The sequence below is a fragment of the Modicisalibacter ilicicola DSM 19980 genome, assembly GCF_900128925.1.
GTDB lineage: Bacteria > Pseudomonadota > Gammaproteobacteria > Pseudomonadales > Halomonadaceae > Modicisalibacter > Modicisalibacter ilicicola.
In genome coordinates, this window is record NZ_FQUJ01000004.1 from 148,075 (window position 1) to 169,816 (window position 21,742).

17 protein-coding genes are annotated in these 21,742 nt (G+C 56.2%); 11 read left to right on the forward strand and 6 right to left on the reverse strand.

Annotated features, from left to right (window positions below):
* From BUA41_RS05240 to BUA41_RS05260, 5 genes are all read left to right on the forward strand, one after another.
* Positions 1–3,711, forward strand: a complete 3,711-nt coding sequence (locus BUA41_RS05240) for a DUF6079 family protein (RefSeq protein WP_072820441.1) — start codon at positions 1–3, stop codon at positions 3,709–3,711.
* Positions 3,711–6,515, forward strand: coding sequence for a BREX-2 system phosphatase PglZ (pglZ, locus tag BUA41_RS05245; RefSeq protein ID WP_072820443.1), 2,805 nt, complete (start codon positions 3,711–3,713; stop codon positions 6,513–6,515). Before BUA41_RS05240 ends, pglZ begins: the two co-directional genes overlap by 1 nt.
* A 10-nt stretch (positions 6,516–6,525) precedes the next feature.
* Entirely contained in the window at positions 6,526–7,845 is a 1,320-nt protein-coding gene (brxD, locus tag BUA41_RS05250) for a BREX system ATP-binding protein BrxD (RefSeq protein ID WP_072820445.1), read from the forward strand.
* On the forward strand, positions 7,842–9,950 hold the full coding sequence (locus BUA41_RS05255; RefSeq protein ID WP_072820447.1) for a DEAD/DEAH box helicase: 2,109 nt from the start codon (positions 7,842–7,844) through the stop codon (positions 9,948–9,950). The genes brxD and BUA41_RS05255 overlap by 4 nt, the downstream gene beginning before the upstream one ends.
* A 401-nt stretch (positions 9,951–10,351) precedes the next feature.
* On the forward strand, positions 10,352–11,518 hold the full coding sequence (locus tag BUA41_RS05260; RefSeq protein WP_072820807.1) for a restriction endonuclease: 1,167 nt from the start codon (positions 10,352–10,354) through the stop codon (positions 11,516–11,518).
* 572 nt (positions 11,519–12,090) lie between these two features.
* Here the strand turns inward: BUA41_RS05260 and BUA41_RS05265 are convergent.
* Positions 12,091–12,978 carry a hypothetical protein gene (locus BUA41_RS05265; RefSeq protein ID WP_072820449.1) on the reverse strand — a complete coding sequence of 296 codons (888 nt, stop codon included), beginning with the start codon at positions 12,976–12,978 and terminating at the stop codon, positions 12,091–12,093.
* Between the two features lie 228 nt (positions 12,979–13,206).
* Between BUA41_RS05265 and BUA41_RS19445 the strand changes: the two genes are divergently transcribed.
* The 3 genes from BUA41_RS19445 to BUA41_RS19580 all read left to right on the forward strand — a co-directional run bounded on the left by BUA41_RS19445 (position 13,207) and on the right by BUA41_RS19580 (position 14,418).
* Positions 13,207–13,482 carry an exonuclease/endonuclease/phosphatase family protein gene (locus BUA41_RS19445; RefSeq protein WP_245791850.1) on the forward strand — a complete coding sequence of 92 codons (276 nt, stop codon included), beginning with the start codon at positions 13,207–13,209 and terminating at the stop codon, positions 13,480–13,482.
* 632 nt (positions 13,483–14,114) lie between these two features.
* Positions 14,115–14,255 carry a ComEA family DNA-binding protein gene (locus tag BUA41_RS19705; RefSeq protein ID WP_245791860.1) on the forward strand — a complete coding sequence of 47 codons (141 nt, stop codon included), beginning with the start codon at positions 14,115–14,117 and terminating at the stop codon, positions 14,253–14,255.
* A gap of 34 nt (positions 14,256–14,289) precedes the next feature.
* Positions 14,290–14,418 (forward strand): hypothetical protein, encoded by a 129-nt coding sequence (locus tag BUA41_RS19580; protein ID WP_281247821.1) that lies wholly within the window; start codon positions 14,290–14,292, stop codon positions 14,416–14,418.
* A gap of 3 nt (positions 14,419–14,421) precedes the next feature.
* Here the strand turns inward: BUA41_RS19580 and BUA41_RS05275 are convergent, their stop codons facing one another.
* The gene (locus tag BUA41_RS05275; RefSeq protein WP_072820451.1) at positions 14,422–14,982 is read right to left on the reverse strand and encodes a hypothetical protein; all 561 of its coding nucleotides are present in this window, start codon (positions 14,980–14,982) and stop codon (positions 14,422–14,424) included.
* Between the two features lie 187 nt (positions 14,983–15,169).
* Between BUA41_RS05275 and BUA41_RS05280 the strand changes: the two genes are divergently transcribed.
* The 3 genes from BUA41_RS05280 (at position 15,170) to BUA41_RS05285 (ending at position 19,333) form a co-directional block, all read left to right on the forward strand.
* A complete protein-coding gene (locus BUA41_RS05280; RefSeq protein WP_072820453.1) occupies positions 15,170–15,928 on the forward strand; it encodes a protein NO VEIN domain-containing protein in 759 nt (252 codons plus the stop codon).
* A gap of 478 nt (positions 15,929–16,406) precedes the next feature.
* Positions 16,407–18,353 (forward strand): ORC-CDC6 family AAA ATPase, encoded by a 1,947-nt coding sequence (locus tag BUA41_RS18890; protein WP_139249058.1) that lies wholly within the window; start codon positions 16,407–16,409, stop codon positions 18,351–18,353.
* Positions 18,354–18,469: 116 nt separating this feature from the next.
* On the forward strand, positions 18,470–19,333 hold the full coding sequence (locus BUA41_RS05285) for a DUF3800 domain-containing protein (protein WP_072820455.1): 864 nt from the start codon (positions 18,470–18,472) through the stop codon (positions 19,331–19,333).
* Positions 19,334–19,522: 189 nt separating this feature from the next.
* On the opposite strand, the gene BUA41_RS05290 is transcribed toward BUA41_RS05285, so the two are convergent.
* The 4 genes from BUA41_RS05290 to BUA41_RS05305 all read right to left on the reverse strand — a co-directional run bounded on the left by BUA41_RS05290 (position 19,523) and on the right by BUA41_RS05305 (position 21,680).
* A complete protein-coding gene (locus BUA41_RS05290; RefSeq protein ID WP_072820457.1) occupies positions 19,523–20,020 on the reverse strand; it encodes a JAB domain-containing protein in 498 nt (165 codons plus the stop codon).
* 11 nt (positions 20,021–20,031) lie between these two features.
* A complete protein-coding gene (locus BUA41_RS05295; RefSeq protein WP_072820459.1) occupies positions 20,032–20,643 on the reverse strand; it encodes a lambda exonuclease family protein in 612 nt (203 codons plus the stop codon).
* Positions 20,644–20,735: 92 nt separating this feature from the next.
* Complete coding sequence (locus BUA41_RS05300) at positions 20,736–21,482, reverse strand: ERF family protein (protein ID WP_072820461.1); 747 nt, start codon at positions 21,480–21,482, stop codon at positions 20,736–20,738.
* Positions 21,483–21,494: 12 nt separating this feature from the next.
* Positions 21,495–21,680, reverse strand: a complete 186-nt coding sequence (locus BUA41_RS05305) for a hypothetical protein (RefSeq protein WP_072820463.1) — start codon at positions 21,678–21,680, stop codon at positions 21,495–21,497.
* Positions 21,681–21,742: the final 62 nt, after the last annotated feature.

A 21,742-nucleotide genomic window follows, 5' to 3' on the forward strand; every position in this document is an offset into this window, starting at 1 on the left:
ATGACATTGATAAAAGAGCTGATCGAGATTCCCGAGAAGGTGCAGCGCGGGGATTTCGTGCTCAACCTGTCTCATGGACTGGAAGGTGACGCCATTCATCAGACCCTGGCGCAGTACGTGGTTACTCCCCAGCTGGCCAAGGCCTTCGAGGATGCCCTGAGCTTCATCAAGAGCACGGTGGTGGGCAGCCAGAACCGCCAGAAAGGCGCCTATTTGCACGGCAGCTTTGGTAGTGGTAAATCGCATTTCATGGCGGTGTTGCATCTGCTGCTGCAGGGCAACCCAGAGGCACGGGCCATTCAGGAACTGGCGCCGTCGGTTAGCCAGCACGATGAGTGGCTGCAGCAGCACAATATCCTACTGGTGCCCTACCATATGATCGGCGCGCCCAGCATCGAGGCGGGCATCCTCGGCGGCTACGTGCGCTATATAAAGAAGCACCATCCGGAAGCCCCCCAGCCAGGCTTCTACTTGAGCGACCGTCTGTTCCGTGATGCTCAGGGTATGCGTAGCACGCTGGGGGATGACAAGTTTTTCGAGATTCTCAACCAGGAGGGCGCCGCTCCGGCGGAAGATGATGGCTGGGGAGAAGTGGGTGACGAGCGCTGGACGCCGCAGAGCTTCGAGGCAGTGCTGGAAGGCCGCGCGAGCATGGAGGACCACACCGCCCTGGTCTCGGCGTTGGTGGGCACCTTCTTCCAGTCGATGAGCGACCTGGCCAACGCCTCCAGTGATGAGCTGAAGTCGGGCGAGAAGGTCGGCTACGTCGATTTCGACGAGGGTCTGCGCATCATGACCCAGCACGCCAAGTCGCTGGGCTACGACGCTGTGGTGCTGTTCCTTGATGAGCTGATCCTGTGGCTGGCCAGCCATATCTCCGATCACCAGTTCATCGCTAACAATATTCAAAAGGTGGTCAAACTGGTGGAGCCCAGCGAGCCGCGGGCACTGCCCATGGCCAGCTTCATCGCTCGGCAGCGTGACCTTCGCGAGTTCGTCGGTGACCAGACGGTGGGAGCGAACCAGGTCGCACTGAGCGATTCGCTCAAGTACTGGGAGGGACGCTTCCACACCATCACCCTAGAAGACCGCAACCTGCCGGTCATCGCCCAGCGGCGCCTGCTCAAGCCCAAGGACGAGACCGCGCGTCAGCAGATCCAGCAGTCCTTCGACGCCATCGACAAGAGCCTGCGCGAGGACGTGCACAACATCCTGCTGACCACCCAGGGCGACCGAGAGATGTTCCGAGCCCTCTACCCCTTTAGCCCGGCGCTGATCCAGGCTCTGGTCGCACTCTCCTCGGCGCTGCAGCGTGAACGCACGGCGCTGAAGGTGATGCTGATGCTGCTGGTGGAGCAGCGCGACACCCTGGAGCTGGGCGGCGTGATCCCGGTCGGCGACCTCTACGATGTCATTGCCTCCGAGGCCGAGCCCTTCTCGGAGCAGATGCGTGCCCACTTCGAGAACGCCAAGCAGTTGTTCGAGCGCAAGCTGATTCCTCTGCTGGAAGCTGAGCATGGCATTACCCTGGCGGAGGCCAAGGCGCAGTCAAACAGCGAGGCCAAGGCCAGAGCCTTCAATAACGACCTACGGCTGCTCAAGACCCTGCTGCTGGCCGCCCTGGTGCCGGAGGTCGAGAGCTTCAAGCAGCTGACCTCCCACAAACTGGCCGCCCTCAACCACGGCACCATCAAGTCGCCTATTCCGGGGCGCGAGGCTTCGGCAGTGATGGGCCGCTGCCGCCGCTGGGCCGGCCAGGTCGGCGAGATCAAAATCAGTGAGGACAGCAGCAATCCGACCATCGCTGTGCAGATCTCGGGGGTCGACACTGAGAGCATCCTCGAGCAGGCCCAGATCCACGATAACCCCGGTTCACGCAGCAAGATGATCAAGGACCTCGTTTTCGAGGCCTTCGGCATTCACGACGATGGTCAGCTGTTCATCGAACACCGCTGGCTATGGCGCGGTACCTGGCGACATGTCGATGTGCTGTTCCAGAACATCCGCGAGATCGACGACTTCAATATTTTCGAGGCCAACGGCGACGACTGGAAACTGATCGTCGACTTCCCGTTCGATACCGGCAACCATTCGCCGGCGGATGACCGGGCACGCGTTCAGGAGTATCTCGATACCGGCAACACGACGCGTACGCTGTGCTGGCTGCCCTACTTCCTGAGCCAGTCGGCGCAGCGTGACCTCGGTATCTTGGTGCGACTCGACTATGTGCTGAAGAGCGACGACCGTTTTAGCTCCTTCAGCAAGCACCTCACCCCGGTGGATCGCGCCCAGGCGCGCACCCTGTTGGAGAATCAGCGTAGTCAGCTGCAGCAGCGCTTGAAGGGTTGCCTATTGGGAGCCTACGGCGGCAGCAGCGCCATCCCGGGCAGCCTGGATGACTCCGTGGCCATTGATGAGCAGGTAATGTCCCTGGAGCCCAGCTTCAAGCCGCGCCTGCCCCACGGGCTGAATTTAGGTCAGGCTTTCGAGCAGCTGCTCGACCAGGCATTACGCTTCCAGTATCCCGAGCATCCCGAATTCAAGACGGAAGTCCGCACCAACGATCTCGGCAAGGTACTGGCGGAGATGCGCCGTGCGGTACACGCCACCAACGGGCGCATCGATATCGAGGGGTCGCTGCGTGGCCTGATGGAGAAGGTCGCCGAGCCGCTGGGGCTAGGCGCCATGCACGAGCGCCACTTCGTCTTCCAGGACACCTGGCCCAATCGCTTGCGCACCAACCTGGCCAAGATGGGCCAGGGCACCACGTCGTTGACCATTGCCCAACTGCGTAATGCTATCGACCATCCCGAACCGCGGGGACTGACGAGCGAAGTACAGAATCTGCTGATCCTGGTGTTCATGGAGCACGGCCACTATGCCTGCCAGCTGCATGGTCAGGAGTACGAGCCGGGCCTCAAGGACCTGCCGGATAATCTGGTTCTCAGCAAGCAGGAACTGGCGGAGCCCGGCGCGTGGGCACGTGCCCTGGAGAAGGCCGGCGCCATCCTGGGGGTGACGCTGCGCAGCACGCTGCGAACCGCCAACCACCAGAACGATCTTGTCAGGCAGGTGCGGGACGAGGCGGAAGCCTATCTATCCAGTGCGGAAAACCTGGCGGAGGTGCTGCGTCGACAGCTCTCACAGCTCGGCGTGGCGGACCAGGGCCAGCGCCTGGCCACCGCGGAATATGCCGTCAGCCTGATGGATAAGCTGCGCTCGCTGGAAGGCACGGCACTGGTACAGCACCTGGCCGACAGCCAGCCGCCCAGCTCCGATCAGGCATTGGGCCGCAGCCTCAAAACCGCTCAGGAAGTGGCCAGCCGAATCAAACACAACAACTGGGCCTTGCTGGAGAAGGTCTGGAAGGGCGGCAATGCCGAGGCACAGGCCATCAAGGAACGGGTCATAGAGGCACTGAAGGCAGATGAGATGGCCAAGCCGATCGGCCCGGTACTGGATCGCGCACAAAACGATGCCACGGCGCTGATTGCGCCTACGCCCCCAGTGATCGACCCACCGCCGCCTACCGGCGGGGAGACCGGCACCGGTACCGGTGGGGCCAGCCGTGTGGTGCGTCGTGATCGGCGCCATGGACTGTCCCGCCAACAGGCGCGGCAGCTATTTGCTGAACTCGAAGCCGAACTGGCCGACGGCCAGATCCTGGATGTGGACTTTACTATCACGACCCGTGAAGGACGCGATGCTTGATGCCGACCACACGACTCACCCGTCACGCCGATAGCATGCCAGGAGCGATCTACAACCAGCTTCAGGCGATTCTACAGCGTGATCCCGAGGCCGACCGGATTGCCCTGAAGTGGAGTGAGCCCCTTCAGCCCGAGGTGCAGAGCCGTGGCATCGGCGCGCGGGACGTCAGACTGATCTGGTGTCCTTCCGAACTGGCCATTCGCGAGGTCTTGGTGACCCATCGCGGGCCAGAGAAGCTGGTTATCCTGTCGCCGTTCGACCAGAGCCAACTGGGCAAGGATGTGCTGGCTCGCCTGTGGAAGAACGAGCCGCAGCGGATCAGCCCGTGGCGAACGTTGGAGCAGCTGGCCCATGTGCAAACCATCGACCCACGGCTGACCCGGCATCAGGGACGCTGGATGGCGGAGGCCTTGCTGGATGGCTTCGACCGATTCCAGGGGCATATCGTCTTTGGTGAGGTGCTGGACCTGGAGACCGCCTGGCAGGCGCTGGCGTGGGGCTATCTGGATTACACCGCCCCGAGTCTGGAGTTGCCCTCGCTGTTTCGCTGGTCGTTGCAGGAGAATGCGGCACGGCGTATCGCGGCCCTGCCAGAGAATGTTCGTGAGCACCTGGGCGAATGGCTGAGGCCTGTGCTGCCACGCACGGGGCCGCTGATCGAGACCCTGCTGCGTGAGGGCCACGCCCACCATCTACTGGCCGTTGGCCTCGCCTGCAGCGTGATGTATGCCTCTGAGCTGGAGGCCTCGGGCCATCTGGAAACTCAGTCCATCTACTCGGGGCGCGGCCGGTTTATCGAGCGTTACTTGAATGGGTACAAGGTCGGGAGCGACGCGCTGACTGAGTTCGGCAAGGGCGCGCTGGAGACCACGCGAAGCCTCCTCCGGGAGCAGGGGCAGAAGGCTGTCAGCCAGAGCTTGAGCCAGGCGGAGCAGATCCTGGCCAGCCTGGATTTCATGCCGGCGGCAGGCCTCTCTCCGGTACTGCCGGGCGGCTTGATGCTGCGTCTGAATGCTCTGGCCCAGGCCCTGGAAGAGGGCTGCGAGAAGCGTCACGTAGATATCGCCGAGCAGGCCTGGCAAAACCTTCGGACACACTGGTTGACGCATGAGACCCAGCGTCATGACCAGATGCAGCGCGCCGAGATGGCCCTGCGCCTGTTGCGCTGGCTGATACATGGGACGCCTTCCTTGACGGGAACCGCCCATCAGATGCTGAGCTACTACGTGAGTGACGGCAGCTTCGTCGACTGGGCGCGCACCCAGCTATGGGCGGGAGAGGACCACGAGGCACTGGCTCGTGTCTATGCCACTCTTTCGGAGTTGGCGACACAGCGCCGAGAACAGCAGAATCGCGACTTCGGGCGCCACCTACGCGCCATTGCTCGCGGGGATACGCTGGCCGAATCGTTGGTGCCGGTAGAGCAAGCCCTCGATCAAGTGGTCAAGCCCATCGTGGCGGCGAAGAAACCCGTGCTGCTGATAGTGATGGATGGCATGAACGAGGCGGTATACCGCGAGCTTCAGGAAGACCTGGCAGCCTATGGCTGGATCGAGGTCAGCGAAAAGGCTGAAGCCCCGCCCCGCTGCTTGGTGTCTGCCCTGCCCTCGGCGACGGAGTTCAGCCGCTGCTCGTTGCTGTCGGGCTCCCTGAGACGAGGCAACGCCACTCAGGAGAAACAGGCCTTTGCCGGTCATACGGCGCTGCGGCAGCTGCTATCGACGCGCTTCCCCCCGTTGCTGTTGCACAAGCAGGACATTCAGCAACCCGGTAGTGGAGGCCTTGCAGCCAATGCACGGGCACAGATTGCAGGCACCGAGCACAAGGTGGTGGGGGTAGTGATCAACGCCATCGATGACCAGCTCTCCAGTAGCTCCCAGGTGGTGGTGAAGTGGAGCTTGCAGTCGATTCCCATGCTACGCCAGGTACTGGAAGCAGCGCGGGAAAGTGGGCGGGCCGTGATCGTCACTAGCGACCATGGTCATGTGCTCGATCACCATTCCCAGTACGCTCAGACTCAGGAAGACACACATAACGGTGAGCGCTATCGCGAAGAGGGGGTGATCCCCTCGGATCAGGAAGTGGAAGTAAGCGGATCGCGCGTGCTTACGCCATCTCAGCGAGCCGTCATTCCCTGGTCGGAGAAGCTTCGCTATACCAAGGGACGGAATCATGGCTACCACGGCGGCGGTAGCCTTCAGGAAGTGGTGATTCCCCTTGGGATTTACATCAGTGCCAGCGACCCGGATAGGATATCAGGGTGGACAGAGCTGCCCCGCCAGTTGCCTGATTGGTGGGCAGCCGAAAGTTCAGCAAGCACCATTGTCGAAGAGCGCCCCCAAGCCGACCCATCGCCTTCAAGGCCAGCCAGCAAGAAGAAAAAAAAGGCCGTGCCCGACGACAGAGTGCCCGACCTGTTTGCCGGCGATACGCCCCCCGACAATTCGGCGCCTAGCGTCGAACAGGACGCTACCCATGAGACGGAGGAGACATACCCTGACTCATGGATCAAGGCGCTGCTGGGCTCACCGGTTTACCAGCAGTCGCTTCAGCGCGCAGGACGATCGGCCGTCAGTGCCGAGCAGATGTGTCAGCTTCTCGAGCTGCTGGAACAGGGCCAGGGTACCGTCATGGAGACGCAGATCGCTCAGCACCTGGCCATACCGAGGATTCGCCTGCGCGGCTTTCTCTCGTCTGCCCAGAAGCTGCTCAACGTGGATGGCTATCCGGTGCTGAAGACCGAACGGGAAAGTCGTACCGTGGTGCTGGACAAGGCATCGCTCAAGGTACAGTTCGAGCTGTGAGGAGACCGTTGTGAGTATCAGTCGCCAGCGCCGCCAGGACATTATCGACGCGCTGCGTCGTGGCACCGTTCCCCAGTATGGCTTGGACGCCCTGGCGGTGGGTCTGGGCCACTTGACGCCGGCATTCGATGAGGAGCTTGGCAAAGTCACACGCGGCGGCGGCGTCTTCAAAGCGATCCGCGGCGAATATGGTAGTGGCAAGACCTTCGTCAGCCGCTGGCTGCGCGAGCGTGCCCATGGATTAGGCTTTGCCTGTGCCGAGGTCCAGGTCTCCGAGACGGAAACCCCGCTGCATCGTCTGGAAACCGTTTATCGGCGACTCATGGAGCGCCTGACCACGGCTGACTCACCCACTGGCGCCTTCCGCAATATCATCGAGTCCTGGTTCTACACGCTGGAAGAGGATGTGCTGTCGCAGCAGACGATCGATCCGGATGACGTGGAAGCCTTGGTGCAGGCCACCGACACGCTGATGGAGCAGCGGTTGGGAGAGGTGGTTCGCTCGGCCCCCGCCTTCTCGCTGACCCTGCGAGCCTACCGGCAGGCCCTGCTGGAGGGAAACGAAGAGATCGCCGATGGTCTGCTGGCGTGGATGGCAGGCCAGCCCAACATTGCTGCCAGCGTGAAGCGCTATGCGCGCATCAAGGGCGATATCGATCACTTCGGCGCCTTGAGCTTCCTGCAGGGCATCCTGACGATCCTCAAGGACTCCGGACATCCCGGCCTGCTCCTAGTACTCGACGAGGTCGAGACACTGCAACGCATGCGCGGGGATGTACGCGACAAGAGCCTCAACGCCCTGCGTCAGCTGATGGATGAGATCGACAGCGGCCGCTTCCCGGGGCTCTACCTGGTAATGACCGGCACCACGGCCTTCTTCGAAGGGCCGATGGGGGTTCAGCGCCTGCCGCCTCTGGCACAGCGCCTGGCCGTCGATTTCACCACCGATGCGCGCTTCGACAACCCGCGTGCCGTGCAGATCCGCCTCAAGGGCTTCGATACTGAGCTGCTTCAGGAGGTCGGCTGTAAGGTGCGTGACCTCTATGCCGCCAATAGCGATGTTCCGGAACGCATTCGCGCCAAGGCCGATGACACCTACGTGGCGAGCCTGGCCCAGGCCGTTACCGGCGATCTGGGTGGCAAGATCGGCATCGCTCCGCGCATCTTCCTCAAGAAGCTGGTGGGGGAGGTGCTCGACCGCATCGACCAGTTTGAAGACTTCGACCCTCGCCAGCATTACGCCCTGACGATCCCTGATACCGAGCTGACGTCGGTTGAGCGTGCAGCGCGAGGGGCCGAATCGACGGATGATATCGAGCTGGATCTATGAGCGCCTTCGACCAACTTCATCCGGCGCTTCAGCACCATATCGTCAATAGCCTGGGCTGGCCTCGGCTCCGACCCTTACAGGAAGCCACCATTGAGCCGGTGCTCCGTGGTGAGAATGCGATATTGCTAGCCCCGACAGCCGGGGGCAAAACCGAGGCGGCCTGCTTCCCGGTGCTCTCTCGCATGCTCTCGGAGGGGTGGGACGGTATCAGTGTCCTATACCTCTGTCCGATCAAGGCGCTGCTCAACAACCTACTGCCTCGCCTGGAATATTACGCCGGCCTGCTTGGCCGGCGTGTTGCCCTCTGGCATGGGGATGTCAGTGCCTCACGCAAGGCCAAGATCATCGCCGATCCGCCCGACATCCTGCTGACGACGCCGGAGTCGCTGGAGGCGATGCTGGTGTCGTCTCGTATCGATCATCGTTGGCTGCTTGGGCGGGTACGTAGTGCCATCGTGGACGAGGTTCATGCCTTCGCTGGCGATGACCGAGGCTGGCATTTGCTTTCCCTCGTTGAACGTATCCAGGGCCTGGCGGGCCAGGAAGTCCAGCGGCTGGGCCTCTCCGCGACGGTCGGCAACCCCGAAGCGCTGTGTGATTGGTTGGCCGGGGGCTGCCAAGCCAGGCGCAGTGTCGTCAATCCGTTGACCGAGGGAGCGAAATCGTCAGACGTTCAGCTCGACTGGGTCGGCTCACTCAAGAACGCTGCCATCGTCATCTCTCGCTTGCACCGGGGTGAGAAGCGGCTGGTATTCGTGGATAGCCGTTCCCGGGTGGAGCTGCTGGCCATGGAGCTGCGTGGCCTAGGCGTCAACACCTTCGTCTCCCACAGCAGCCTCAGCCTGGAGGAGCGCAAGGCAGCAGAGAGTGCCTTTGCTGAGGGCTCGAACTGCGTCATCGTGGCGACCAGCACCCTGGAGCTGGGCATTGATGTAGGGGACCTGGACCGAGTGATCCAGGTCGACGCGCCCTTCAGCGTCAGCTCCTTCCTGCAGCGCATCGGGCGCACCGGGCGCAGAGCCGATGTGGCACGGAACTGCCTGTTCCTTGCGACTACCGAAGAAGCCTTTCTCAGAAGCATGGGGCTGCTTTCCCTCTGGCGTTCCGGTTTTGTGGAGCCCGTTGAGCCGCCCGCGCTGCCCCTGCACATTTATGCTCAGCAGATCATGGCGCTGTGTCTGCAGGAGCGCGGCATCATTGAGGCAGATATCGAGCGCTGGATCGGCAAGATGCCTGGCTTCAAGCTGATCGACGCCAAGCAGCGCAGCGCTGTGCTCCACTACATGCTGGAGACCGGCATCCTGCACAGTGACAGCGGCTTACTGAGTATTGGTGAGCGTGGGGAGCGCACTTTCGGCTACCAACACTTCATGGAGCTCGTTTCGGTCTTCACGACACCTCCGATGGTAAAAGTCTTCCACGGCAAGCAGGAGCTGGGCGAGGTGCACGAGCTGACGTTCGCCGTTGGTAAAGAAGGCAGCCCAGCCCTGCTGACCTTGGGGGGTAGGAACTGGTCCACGACCTATGTCGACTGGCCTAGACGGCGTGCCTACGTGGAATCTACTGAGCTCAGGGGCCGCTCACAATGGTTGGGCTCAGGTCAGCCTATGCACTTTACCCTTTGCCAGGCGATCGAAGGTGAGTTGCTGTCAGAAGAGATTCCCGAAGGATATTCGAAACGGGCAGAGGTACTGCTTGAGCAGCTTCGCGAAGAATTCGGCTGGCTTGAACCGGGACAGACAGCGGTGCTCATCGACAGTGAGCGGAATGCCACTTGGTGGACCTTCGCAGGTGCTGTGTTCAATGCTGCAATGGCTGACGCGTTGGGTGACTTGGCCGACAAGGTCAGCTCCGACAACTTGGCAATATCGCTTAGCAAGGTCGTCGATATGACTCGGTTAAAGAATCGAATCCGGCGGCTGTTGGTTGCAGAGGATGATGAGCTAGTGCAAGTACCTTTGGACGCCAAGTTCATCCAAGAGCTCAAGTTTTCAGAATGTATTCCTCAAAATCTTCTAGATGCTGAACTACGGGGACGTTATTCCTGTAATACACAGCTTGAGACTATACGAGAAGCCAGACTGGACTTGATAAACGTGGTTTAGCCGTACTGCAAAAGAGTTTGGGGGAAGTGGTGATTTTAAGACCCATAAGACCCTGAAAACCAAGCGCCTGACCTCGCTGACCTGGGTGACTTCGTACCTGCTACCACGAGCGCCAGGAGACCGAGCGCTTCCGCCGCTTCAGCTACGACGAGCTGATACAACGCGACAAGCTCAACCTGGATATCTTCTGGCTCAAAGACGACAGTCTGGAAGACATCGACAGCTTGCCGGAGCCGGACGTGCTGGCCACCGAGATCGTCGAGAATCTAAAAGCCGCCTTGGAACAGTTCCGCAGCGTGAGCGCGGAGCTAGCGGGGAGGCGGAGTGAACTCCGCTTCTCACCAAGGTTTGCCAGTGCCCAATTGGATTTAGCCCCAATAGCAACCGCAGGAAGATACCTGATGCAGAAAGTCAGAACGCCTCTCTTTCCCACCTACGCTCAGGCAGCAGCGTTTATGAAGGCTTCAACCGGCCTTCCACCGAAAGCGGTTAGGGACATGATTACAGCGATTCATGACCAGACCGGAACGCCACAGAACCCGGTGGATTGGTCTGACCCCGATACGTGGATTGCTGAGCGTCTAGAGGGCGCGCATGCTGAGTTGGCATTGAAAATTTGGCAAACCGATAAGCAAGTGATGAACCCCCGGCATAGCTATGGTAGTTGGATGTTTATCAATAATTACGGCTTGATGGAGATTGATGGCGAAGGCTGCTGGCAGCCATCAGAGCGAGGCCAGCAATTTTTGGGCGAAGACGAAGCTACGCTCAAATGGCTGGATGATGAGGAAGGGCTGTTGGCTTTACTTGAATTGCTTTCGGGTCTTGAGATGGCAAAAAGGAGCGACATCCTGCCTGAATGGATGGCCTTCCTGCATCAGGTTTCAAAGTTTGCCTCTGAATCATCTTGCAAAACCACCTTGCATCAGCGCCTAAGCAACTTAGTGGCTCGTGGGCTCGTGGAGCGTCAAGGTAACCGGTACCAAATATCCTCCGGTGGTCTCGGATGGCTTAAGGATAGCTTGCCTAAAAAGGCAGATGACCCTCGTAAGGCCATCATTAATGGGGTGAATCGTTACAACCTGCAGCAGAAACAGCTGCTAAAGGACCATCTTGCTGCAATGGATCCTTATCAGTTTGAAGCGCTAATCGGAGAGCTGCTCCGAGCGATGGGTTACGAAGACGTAGAAGTAACCAAGGCCTCCGGCGATAAGGGCGTGGATGTGGTAGGCAGTGTGCAGGTAGGCATCACGACAATTACAGAGGTGGTCCAGGTCAAGCGTCAGCAGGGCAGCATTACCCGCCCGGTAGTCGATCAGCTCCGAGGGGCTCTGCCTTACCATAAGGCGATTCGAGGTACTCTGATTACCTTGGGAAAGTTTGCCAGCAGCTGTGAGCAGGCTGCGCTGTTTCCCGGTGCCGCCCCCATCACACTCATCGATGGGGATCGTCTCATTGATCTTTTGGTAGAAAATCAAGTCGGTGTGCGAAAGAGCAGGCCTGTTGAGCTGTTGGAGCTCGATACCAGTGCATTTGAAATTTCTGAGGCCTTGGTGGAAGCAGAGTAATTAAAAAGCCTGGCCGCTCAGCATGGCGAAATATACCGGCAAACAAACTTCGTATATGAAGCCTATGCTGGGCGGGCCAATTCGACCATTGCGAATGAAAAATTGACTTAGATATTTCAACAGTTCTATAAGGCGTAAGCCTTTATAGCATAGCTCATCGAAGCCCTCTTTCCCATAGGGCTATGAAGGGCTTCGGTGAGCTAGGAATCTAATAAAAAATGAACAGAGAGAGGATTTTTAAAACCTCTCTCTGGGACTGAGCCGCAGGTGAGGTCCAATATATCTATCAAAAGGATGAGAGCTCCCCAATGGGGAGTTCTCTGAAAACTTTACATTTGTTGTTTTATAATTTGCATAAAAAGCCGACGAGCGGATGCGAGGAGAGCCTAATCAAGGGCCCCGGGAGGGGCCCTTTTATATTGCTATAGATAGGTACCCCTGATTCATGCTGTCAGTAGATAATGTTTATTAGTATTTATTCTTTCAAGAACTTCTATCTTGATCCCACCGTGAACTGGAGCGATTCACTAATCAAGCTCAAGGCAATGCTACTCAGCCTCACCGATACACGGCTAGGCCGAGACAGCGGCAAGCCATGCCTTGCCTTCTACGCTATCAATACAAAATTCTTGGAAGACCTTTGTAAGCGGGAATACTAGATGCCCACCAGCTTCAGTGGGCTCCTTGCACAGACAAAACAGAATCGTCGAAGCCCCATCTTTTGCATATGCATCAAGCTTGCTGAGCTTGCCTGCTCCCGTAGCTGCATCCAGCGTGTGGTACGTGACCTGTGCAACGATCGGCTGGCCTGTGGTCGAGATTCCATAGATGTCGACATCCGGCATGGTGCGACCGATAGGAGCCAAGGTGGACTGCAACTTGGGGAGACCGGCCGCCGCCGCCGCTGATGTTCTCATAAATTCCATGCACATCACTTCCTGAAGGTCAGGCGTCAGGTTGCTTACGTCCTTGGAAGGCTCGCCCTCCAGGACGGCTTGAACTCGCTTTTTGACCTTGCGCCATTGGCAGATCGTGCCCTGACGCGGCTGCACTGTGGTCAAAGGCAGGCTCGCTATGGCTGAAAGGTTAATCACGTTCTCAAGCTGAAGAACCTTCAAAACGGCTTCGCGGCCTTTAAGGCCGTTCTTGCTGCCCCAGGTGCCACGTAGCAGTTGAACTTCACTACCGGGCCGGACGATGCCCAATTTCGCGCCAGGAATGCCCCGGTATGTCGTGCATACATACCCACCGTCGCGAGCGATAGTCCACAGTATGTCGAGGCTACTTTTTCCCCGCCCTTTGTAGTCTCTCGGGTCGGTGCTGATGCTGTCGCCTTCACCGAAATTTCCAGCCTTATCATGAGGATAGTGGATGCCGGCAAACTGGTTTTTCCACATTGTTTCGAGGGTGACTCGGTCTATATCCAGTTCAGAGCTGTGGCGGATGAAGTAGGTTTTCATTCATGTCCTTATCGTTAAGGAGGTGTCTCTTCGTGCGGCTATGGTGCCATGTGCGTATGCTCAAAAAGATATCGGCACCTGACGGCACTTACTTTGGCTGCTTGCTGGAACTCTTGAGCAGCTCGCTACGACATCAGCCTGAACTACTCTATCAATTAAGCGGCTTTAACCCGTTGATCTTCCAACACGGCGTGCCCACCATTGGCGCCTTTTTGCGTGGAGGAAGGCATGCGATTGCGTTTACTTGCTGTACTGGTGGCCATGGCGCCACTATTCGCCAAAGCCGATGTCCTTATCGGTAGCTGGAACATCAGGCATCTGGGCTGGAACAATGGCAAGGATTTCGCGCTGGTGGCTCATGTAGCCAACCACACAGACCTGCTCGCCGTGCAGGAACTGATGAACCCGGCAGCTCTCAGGCGCCTGGAGCTCTCCCTTGAGAAAGCCTCGGGTGAAAGCTGGTCATCCATGGCCAGCCACGAACTGGGCCGCAGCTCGTACTAAGAGCATTACGGCTTCCTGTGGCGGGACTCTGAGGTGGAATATGCGAGCGGCGCTGTGGTGTTTCTCGATCCCGAGGAACTGTTCGCTCGTGAGCCATATTCCGCTCGATTCCGCGACGTCGATACTGGGCAGGAATTCGCGACCGCTACCGTACATATCGTATTTGGTGACGGGGTGAGTGATCGGCTGCCGGAGATCGACGCGCTGGCTGACTACTGGCAATGGCTTGGCGATGTCTATCCCGACTCCCCGCGTCTGCTGATGGGCGATTTCAACCTTTCGCCGGATCATCCAAGCTGGGAAGCACTGCGCAGGCTCGGGGCGGAGCCTGCGATCACTGACGGGCGCACCACGCTAGGCACGACTGCCGGGTATGCCAGCCTTTATGACAACATCTGGTACGAGGCTGACAGCCTGAGCCCAAGTGACCAGGGCATCTTGAAATTCCCGGCCCTGCTGCCCCTGGATCACGTCACAGCACGCGAGCGTGTCTCCGATCATGCCCCGGTTTATATTGGTTTAAACGGCGGGCGGTTGACGCCGATCAGCACAGGGGGAGGGCAGTCGACACGTCAGCGGGCTGCATCGACCTCAACAACAGCGCTGCCAGCAGGCTGGAATCCCTGCCGCACATCGGTCCCGCCCGGGCCGAGGACATCATCGAGGGCCGGCCCTGGCTGGCGTGGAAAGAACTCACCGACATACGCGGCATCGGTGAGGGGCGTTTGAACGAGATTTTCGATAGTGATCTGCTGTGCAGTATCGACACATAACCGATGGCCCGGTACATGCAGGAGGAGCAACCACATGAGCCCATCGTTCTATCTGGCGGTAGGATTCTGCGCGTCGCTCATTCTTGCTGTCGGTGGCTATACAGGTGTGCAACTGATTCGCCTGAAGCATCAACAGCAGCAGGTGCACAAGCGGGATCTGTAGTGTTCAGCCGCCCTCGGCCGTCTCGCATGCTGCTATGCGTGAAAGCACCTGCTGTCGGAGGGCTGGGTCAGCATTGCGCATGACCTCCGCCTCGCGGTACCAGAAAGGAAAATGGCTCACGGCCTGAGGGCTGTACTCGACCTGGCCAAACAACAGGGCTAGCCGCACGAGTTGAACCTCGGCAGGCGCTTCGGCGATTTCTCGCAGTGACTGCTCCCAGCGTTCGACCTCCCCGAAATGCCCGCCCATGGGGAAAAAACATGCCGATACGAAGGAAGCGGCCTCATTACCGAAAGCCTCGGCAAGTGCCTGATGCGTTATTGGCTGGATGTCATTCAGCAGAACCAGGGTGGCCGCGACCACCAGCAAACCGGAATTGCTGCGCTCTGCGAGGACAGGCCAGGCGTGCTGGAGAATCTGGTCGTGATCTTGGCGCAGGGCATCGGTATCGGTAAATGCGAACAGTGCACCTTCCTGCTCACGGTCATACGCCGCATAGTATCGATCCCGGAATTGCTCGATAAAAGTGGCAGGCGTCGTGAAGCCGTGGCTGTCATCCTGCATGAGAGGGGGTCCTTTCTGGTTGCGGACGGTCGATGTCAGCTCACTGTGCTATCGCTCCTGGCTATTTATTTTTCGCCTGTCCACGGAATCAAGTTTGCTGGGTGCCCGCCGATAGCTTTTCATAGCATGCTGACGAGGCACAAGCCGACGGCCAGCGTATCCAGGAGAAGCCGGTAAGAGGGTCTGCATGAAAGTCGTCGACACGAAGACATTGGCACAGCGACTGGCCGGGGGCGACTCCTATATCCGTACCAAAAACGGCGAAGTGCAGGGACTGGCCGTCACCGTTCGGGATAATCCGGAAGCGCCCGAAGTGATCGTCGTGGGTGATGGCCCCAGGATTGTCAGCAACGCAGAACTTCTCATGGCATGCGAAAGAGCCGTGCCGGTCTATATCAAGCAGGCGGTCAATGCGTGGGCGTTTCGTGGCTTCTTTCGAGCGACCTCATTCTCACGCGATCCAGAGGTGATCGAAGCTTACCGCCGCCATCGCGACGCCGAAAAGGTTGCTGGCATCCTCTTTCTGGAAGAAGAATACGAATCAACAGACTTGCAAGCTGGTGGACGCTGGAATATCGATCCCGAGACACGCAAGGCTGTGGAGGAAGCAGCTATTCAATGTGTGATCGGCTATTTTGAAGGCCAGAACCCTCCTTATAAAATCGAGGATCGCCAGAAAGACAACTGCGGCTATGACCTTTTGGTAATGCGCGAAGATGAAGCGCTGCGTATCGAGGTCAAGGGCACTGCCAATGCAGAACCGAGCTTCTGGCTGTCTCGAAATGAAAAGGCGGGCTCCGTCCACCCAATGTGGCGGCTGGCTGTGGTAACCAATGCGCTGTCCGATGAGGAGCGCGAACTGGAACTCTTCAAGACAGCCGAGATGGAAGCACGGTTTGACTTAGAACCTTACCTGTGGAGAGCGACAGTCAAGGCGGATACATAGCCGTTTACCGGGACTCAGTGAGCCCCGTTAACTGTGCCCGTAGTCAGCGGCCTCAGCGGCCATGTCCACGGTGGACAGACTCAATCGCGAGCTGAGCAGCGGTACCGTTCGTCTTGGTCTGCTACCGCAGGGTAATTTAAGGCCACTGTGATACCAGAGGAAAACGCTAAAATATACGGTGTGGAGGGAAGAGTGGGTTTGGGTAAGTACTTGGATGAGTATCCGTAACCGACCCAAAGCGGACATGGTGGCAAATGCTGTAGTCGCGTTAATTAGTATTAAGCAGGCGCAAGATGATTGGTGTTATACTGCCGAGCTATGCCCGATTTTAATAGATTCCTTGGGCTGGGTGGTTAGTGACTTATGATATAATATGCTGTTACATTATCCAATCATAGAATCGGCACTCCAATGCCTAGTGGGCTGCCAAGTTACCAGAGATTTTGTTCAAAATAAAGTGTTTAAGCAAAGGAATATCATGGATAATCAACAAAAACGAGCGATTGAAGATGCGTTTAATTCAATGCTTCGGTCAGACTATATACCACTTAAAGACACTGAAAAATTGGTCCGTTTAGCTGACTACTATGTTGATTATCTCGGATTTTTGAGAGAGGTAGTAGGAGAATCAGACCATCTTATCGTCGGCAGAAGAGGTACAGGGAAAACAACACTTCTTTACCGCGGCCTGATTGAGACAATCAATTCCTGGAGAAAATCAGATAACTTGGCGAAACCGAAAACACTCGGCATTTATTTAGACCTGAGCAAATGCCATTCATTGGAAGATACGGCATCTAAAGAATTTTCTGAGTTTGAGCACGTGTTTACGACTGAGCTGTTTGAGTCAGTCAAAGCAGAGCTCAGCAGAACTTGGCCGGAACTCAAAATTAAGCCCGGTTTGCTTGCAAGGGTATTTTCGCCAAAAGAGATTGAGGCGAAGAACAGTACTAATAGTGCGTTAGATGAACTAGCAAGGATATTATCTGAAGGTGTGCTCAGATCAGAGAATAAGAGCGGCCCACAGAAGATAGTGTCTTTAACAGGAAAAAGTACCTCATATGATGAGAATGTTCAGCTAAAAGCTAAAGCGAATCCTGAAGCTAGTGCCGGTGTTAGTATGGCCAATCACGAAAATAATGAAAATTCCGTCGAAAGCACCTCGGTGCTTCAGTACCGGTTGAACATTTCAGATATCTTAAGAGCTTTGAACTCAATACGTGAAGCTGCGGGAGTTAGCCATATAGTAATATTTATTGATGAATTTTCTTCACTTACCCTAGACCTGCAAAGAAGGTTTTCAACTCTCCTTAGGAAGGTCCTCGGTAATCATTCTGGCGTATTTGTCAAAATTTCTGCGATTACTGACAACTATACCCTAGGCAGTTCAATTATATTGCAGAGGGATCTATTCGAGTTGAATTTGGACTTAGATTCTTACGTCGAAAGAAGCGGTACGCTGGGGTCTGCAATGAAAGGGCTTAGTAATCTTACCCGAAATTTAATAGACGAAAGGGTAAGTGCTTATGCCCCAGAAATCAAGTTTGATGAGTTATTCGAAGATATTGACTACGCGATCGAGGAAATGTCCAAGGCTGCTATGGGTGTCCCAAGGACAGTGGGTATAATACTTAAACAATCGCTGTCAAGGAACTTAAGTGAAAACATAGGCGCCATTCGAAAATCTGATATCGATTATGGAATAAGGTATGCTTCTAGAGCCTATTTGAATCAATTCGAAGGTTCTTGTGGCGTTGCAATACCAAGCTACTATAAGGACATCTGGGACGCGCTACTGGAAAAGGCAATATTAGAACGAGCAAAAAATGACTCTACTTCGAGCCATTTTATGGTTCTTCCAAGAAATGAAATTAAGTTAAAATACTTCAATATGTTTTTCATATCTCATTTGCTGACTCAAGGAAGGACAACAAAAAAGGATAAAGCTTCTAGAAGTCTATATTGTTTCGACTATGGCGTTTGCATTGAGAATAACATGCTGTGGGGCATTGACAAAAATGTTATCAGGCAGCAGAGGTTTGCTTATGATTCCATACTGGAACCTTTTGACCATTATTTCGAAAGAAACAAAGAAACACATTGGCGGTGCCCAACTTGTGACTCTGTTTACAAGGAAAAAGAGTTAAATGTAGCAGGTAACTTGTTAGGCTTTTGCCCAAAAGACAAGGCTGATCTAGTGGAGGTCAGCGGAGATGATGAATTGTCAAAGTATACTGAGGAAGAAATAAAAATAGTTGGTGCGATACGCTCTTCAAATGAAGAGGATGAGCTTTTGGCACGGCATGTAGCAGATGACGTCGGCTGTTATGTACAAAAAGTTGCGAAGTTTGGAGAAAAGCTAGAGCGAGAAGAAATAATTAAGCGAAAAATGAAAGATAGATATATATACTTTAGCAATGAGTAACCTAGCAATCATCTGCTATCGGGATAATAGATCTCTGACTTCGCCTCCGCTTTTATTAGCCGCAGGTTGGTCATTTAGCCTCTACAATAAATCCGGGTTCTTGAAACAAGGTATGTATGGAGAGAGTAAGCTTTTATTTTGATGAGTCTGGAGAAAAAGGGTTCGTTAAAGATGGGTTCAGTAATTCAGATGTTGGTTTGGTTGCAGGTGTCGCAATGCCACAGCGATGCGTTGCCGAATTTGAATATGAAGTTGTAAAGATACTCTCGAAACTGAAAACTTCGGAAGTAGAAAAGATTCACGCTACAGAGCTTTTCAATAAGGAAGAGAATAGGAGGGTCAGGGGCGAATTACTTGAATATATGGCAGAAAAACAAGAATGGACTTTGGTTTATGAGGCTGTGTATCCGCTGGGACTATATCTCAATGAAGTCTTAGTGGAAGAAATTTCTATTAAGCATAAACCGCAAGATTCTAAAATAAAAATATCTAACAACAAAGACAAAAAAAGGATTTACAACAGCCTTATTGAAGGGCTGGTGATTAAGCTGGATGAAATGTGCAGGATCGAAAATTCTGATAGCTTAGTGATGATTTCAGATCATATAGACTCATCTATACACAAGGAAGCGTTAAAAGTTCTTGGGTATTTAAAAGAAAATGAGCATCGAAATACTGTTACAGGTTTCGATGCTGAAGATAAAAAAATTGTATCTAAGAGTATTCTAACTAATGTTGAGGGCGTTGATTTATCTGTGCGTAACGTTAAAACAATAGAAGTTGATTCATCTGTATCGCCAATGACTATAGTTGCCGATATCGTAGCCAATACATTATACAGGCATATTAAGGATAAAATAAGCCAAGAAGGTTGCTTGAGGCTACATGGAGAAGAAGTTCTTTCGGGCTATATTCTAAAAGATAAAATCGCCTTTATTAGTGATGGCTACGTCATGGATGATTTATATGCTCCAAGCTAAAAAGCGCTGTTGTCGGCCAAATTTTCCGCTGCGCTCCTCATTTCATGCAAAGCGCAGCGTTACATCGGAACCATCTTATTGACTGCTTCTGGCCGAAAGCGGTCAAAAAAGAAAGTTGAATGTTCAGTAGCCATGACGACCTCCTCAGGGGAAGTCGCCATGGTCTTATGTCGTTATCTTAGGCTGATTTTAAAGCCACCCTCGCTCTGCAAATGACTCACATCCCTCGCTCCCAACCACGATGTGGTCAATCACGCGGATCTCCACCAGCCCCAAGATTTCCTGCAGGCGCGCAGTGATACGCCGGTCGGCGGCGCTGGGCTCGGGGTCTCCACTAGGGTGGTTGTGGACCAGAATGACTGCGGCGGCGTTGTGTTCTAGGGCACATTTGACCACTTCGCGGGGATATACGCTGGCGGCATCGATAGTGCCGCGGAACAGCTCTTCGAAGCAGATTACTCGGTGCTGACTGTCGAGGAAAACGACACTGAACACCTCGTGCTCGTAATCCTGCAGCAGCACTTGCAGGTACTTGAAGGCCAGCGCTGGCTGAGAGATTTTGCGGCCCCGGGCCAGCCGTCGACGGGCGAAGGCCTGGGCGATACTCAAGAGCTCCGCTTCGGTGACTGGAGCCGTGATGCGATAGGTGCCGGCGGTTTCCCCGGCACTCAGCTTGCGATGATTCATCGCGTCTCTCCTCAGGCGGCCATGACCATAGCCATGCGGCGCTCCAACTCTTCGTAGAATGCCTCCATACGCTCGGCTATTGTGCGAATCAACGCCTCGTCCCGGTAGGCACGTTTGATGAACAGCGGCATGCCGGGCCAGTAACTGACGAAGTCGATCCACTCCCGCTCGCTGACCCACAGCCCTCCCTGACACTGCGCGATATGCTCTTGGGGGATCTCATCGGCCAGCAGCAGCTCGATCTGGTACTTGGGCAGTTTGGTCTTGATCTCGATGAGTCCTTCCTGACCCACCAGGCTATCGGGGGAGTAACCCACACCGTGATTGAGGATGATGCCGACCTGCTCAAGCGCCTCATTGCCTGTCGCCTGGCTATATAGCGCCCGGGCGGTGGGCTCAAGGGCATGGCCTCGCTGGGTATGAGTATTCCCCGAAAAGGCCTCGGCGGGCTCGCCAGTGATGCGCTCACCGATCAGCTGGTTCATGTAGCTGTAGGCCCCGGTGCCGAAGCCTCCCGGGCCCTTGCCCTTGACCAATAGCGTCTTGATCTCGGACATCGTCACGATGCCGAGCCGCGCAGCGTGCCATTCCGGCGTGCCCTGCTCGAAGGTCAGGATCTCCATGGGTGCACCTCGTGATTAATCGGAATAACGGGGAAGGCAATGCGACGGTAGCGGTGAGCAGAACTATCTGGCCACCGCTGTGCCGGTGTCGGTCATTGCATGGTGTTGTTGGGCTGAGGGGGTTGGGCCCGTTTTGCCAATGATGCTCGCAGCCGATCGAAGTCCGACTTGGGTACCTGGCTGACCGTGGCGTACTTGCCCACGAACCATTCCTGGGTCGCCGGCGGACAGGCGGCGAGCAGCCTGTCTAGCTGTCCGGCCTGGAACGGCGTCACACAGCGGTTCGGGGCTGCCATCTGGCCATTATCGTCCTGGCCGCGAGTAGTGATGTTGAGCAGCGCGCACAGCACGTAGCGCTTGCCATAGCTGGTGGAGGAGCCGAAGGCCTGCACGGCATTCTTGTTGCCGCTGACATCGGCTGGCAGCAACATGCTGGTTTCCTCGCGATGCCCCGCCTGATGCATGAGGATGCCGGTCACCACAAGCCCCCGTTCCTGCGTCTGGATACGGAAGCTCACCGCGAAGCCATGACGCTGCAGGATGGGGCGCACCGTGTCGACGATGTCTTCCAGTGTGGCGTATTTGCCGTTGTTGCCCTGGCCACGTTCCTCGACGCTGGGCAGTTCGGTCTGCATGGCGGCCATCGCTGCGCTGTAGGCCATCATGGCCTGGCGATCGAGGATGCGCTCCTGCATCTGCAGCAGTCGCTCCATCTTGTCGATGTCGACCTCAGGGTTCATCGCCGCTCGCTCGATGACCTGGATGATCGCCGTGCTGTCGCTGTGCGGCTCGGGCCGTTGAGAGGCCGTGTTGTCTGGTTGAATGGCGGAATTTTTCATGGTGGTTTTCTCCTAGAGGTAATCTTGGATGGCGTTGGCTACTTCTTCCGGAGGTACGGACTCAAGGCTGACCGTGGCGCGATAGAAGCAGCCCTGGGCGCAGACGAGCGTGTGCGCCTGGGTGTCGTCCTGTTCCAGCAGCAACCGGGCGAGCTGGGTCAGGGCATGGGGAATCGAGAGTGCGGGTTCATCAGGCATGGCTGACTCCGGGTCAGAAACGACAACGCCCGGCCAAGTGGGCCGGGCGCTATGCCGTAAAG

Coding starts and splice junctions, on each gene's coding strand:
- BUA41_RS05280 (WP_072820453.1), top strand. CDS start 15,170: ATGAAAGTCGTCGACACGAAGACATTGGCACAGCGACTGGCCGGGGGC.
- BUA41_RS05255 (WP_072820447.1), top strand. CDS start 7,842: ATGAGCGCCTTCGACCAACTTCATCCGGCGCTTCAGCACCATATCGTC.
- BUA41_RS05285 (WP_072820455.1), top strand. CDS start 18,470: ATGGAGAGAGTAAGCTTTTATTTTGATGAGTCTGGAGAAAAAGGGTTC.
- BUA41_RS05265 (WP_072820449.1), bottom strand. CDS start 12,978: ATGAAAACCTACTTCATCCGCCACAGCTCTGAACTGGATATAGACCGA.
- BUA41_RS19580 (WP_281247821.1), top strand. CDS start 14,290: ATGAGCCCATCGTTCTATCTGGCGGTAGGATTCTGCGCGTCGCTCATT.
- BUA41_RS18890 (WP_139249058.1), top strand. CDS start 16,407: ATGGATAATCAACAAAAACGAGCGATTGAAGATGCGTTTAATTCAATG.
- BUA41_RS05305 (WP_072820463.1), bottom strand. CDS start 21,680: ATGCCTGATGAACCCGCACTCTCGATTCCCCATGCCCTGACCCAGCTC.
- BUA41_RS05260 (WP_072820807.1), top strand. CDS start 10,352: ATGCAGAAAGTCAGAACGCCTCTCTTTCCCACCTACGCTCAGGCAGCA.
- BUA41_RS19445 (WP_245791850.1), top strand. CDS start 13,207: ATGCGATTGCGTTTACTTGCTGTACTGGTGGCCATGGCGCCACTATTC.
- BUA41_RS05300 (WP_072820461.1), bottom strand. CDS start 21,482: ATGAAAAATTCCGCCATTCAACCAGACAACACGGCCTCTCAACGGCCC.
- pglZ (WP_072820443.1), top strand. CDS start 3,711: ATGCCGACCACACGACTCACCCGTCACGCCGATAGCATGCCAGGAGCG.
- BUA41_RS05295 (WP_072820459.1), bottom strand. CDS start 20,643: ATGGAGATCCTGACCTTCGAGCAGGGCACGCCGGAATGGCACGCTGCG.
- BUA41_RS05290 (WP_072820457.1), bottom strand. CDS start 20,020: ATGAATCATCGCAAGCTGAGTGCCGGGGAAACCGCCGGCACCTATCGC.
- BUA41_RS05240 (WP_072820441.1), top strand. CDS start 1: ATGACATTGATAAAAGAGCTGATCGAGATTCCCGAGAAGGTGCAGCGC.
- BUA41_RS05275 (WP_072820451.1), bottom strand. CDS start 14,982: ATGCAGGATGACAGCCACGGCTTCACGACGCCTGCCACTTTTATCGAG.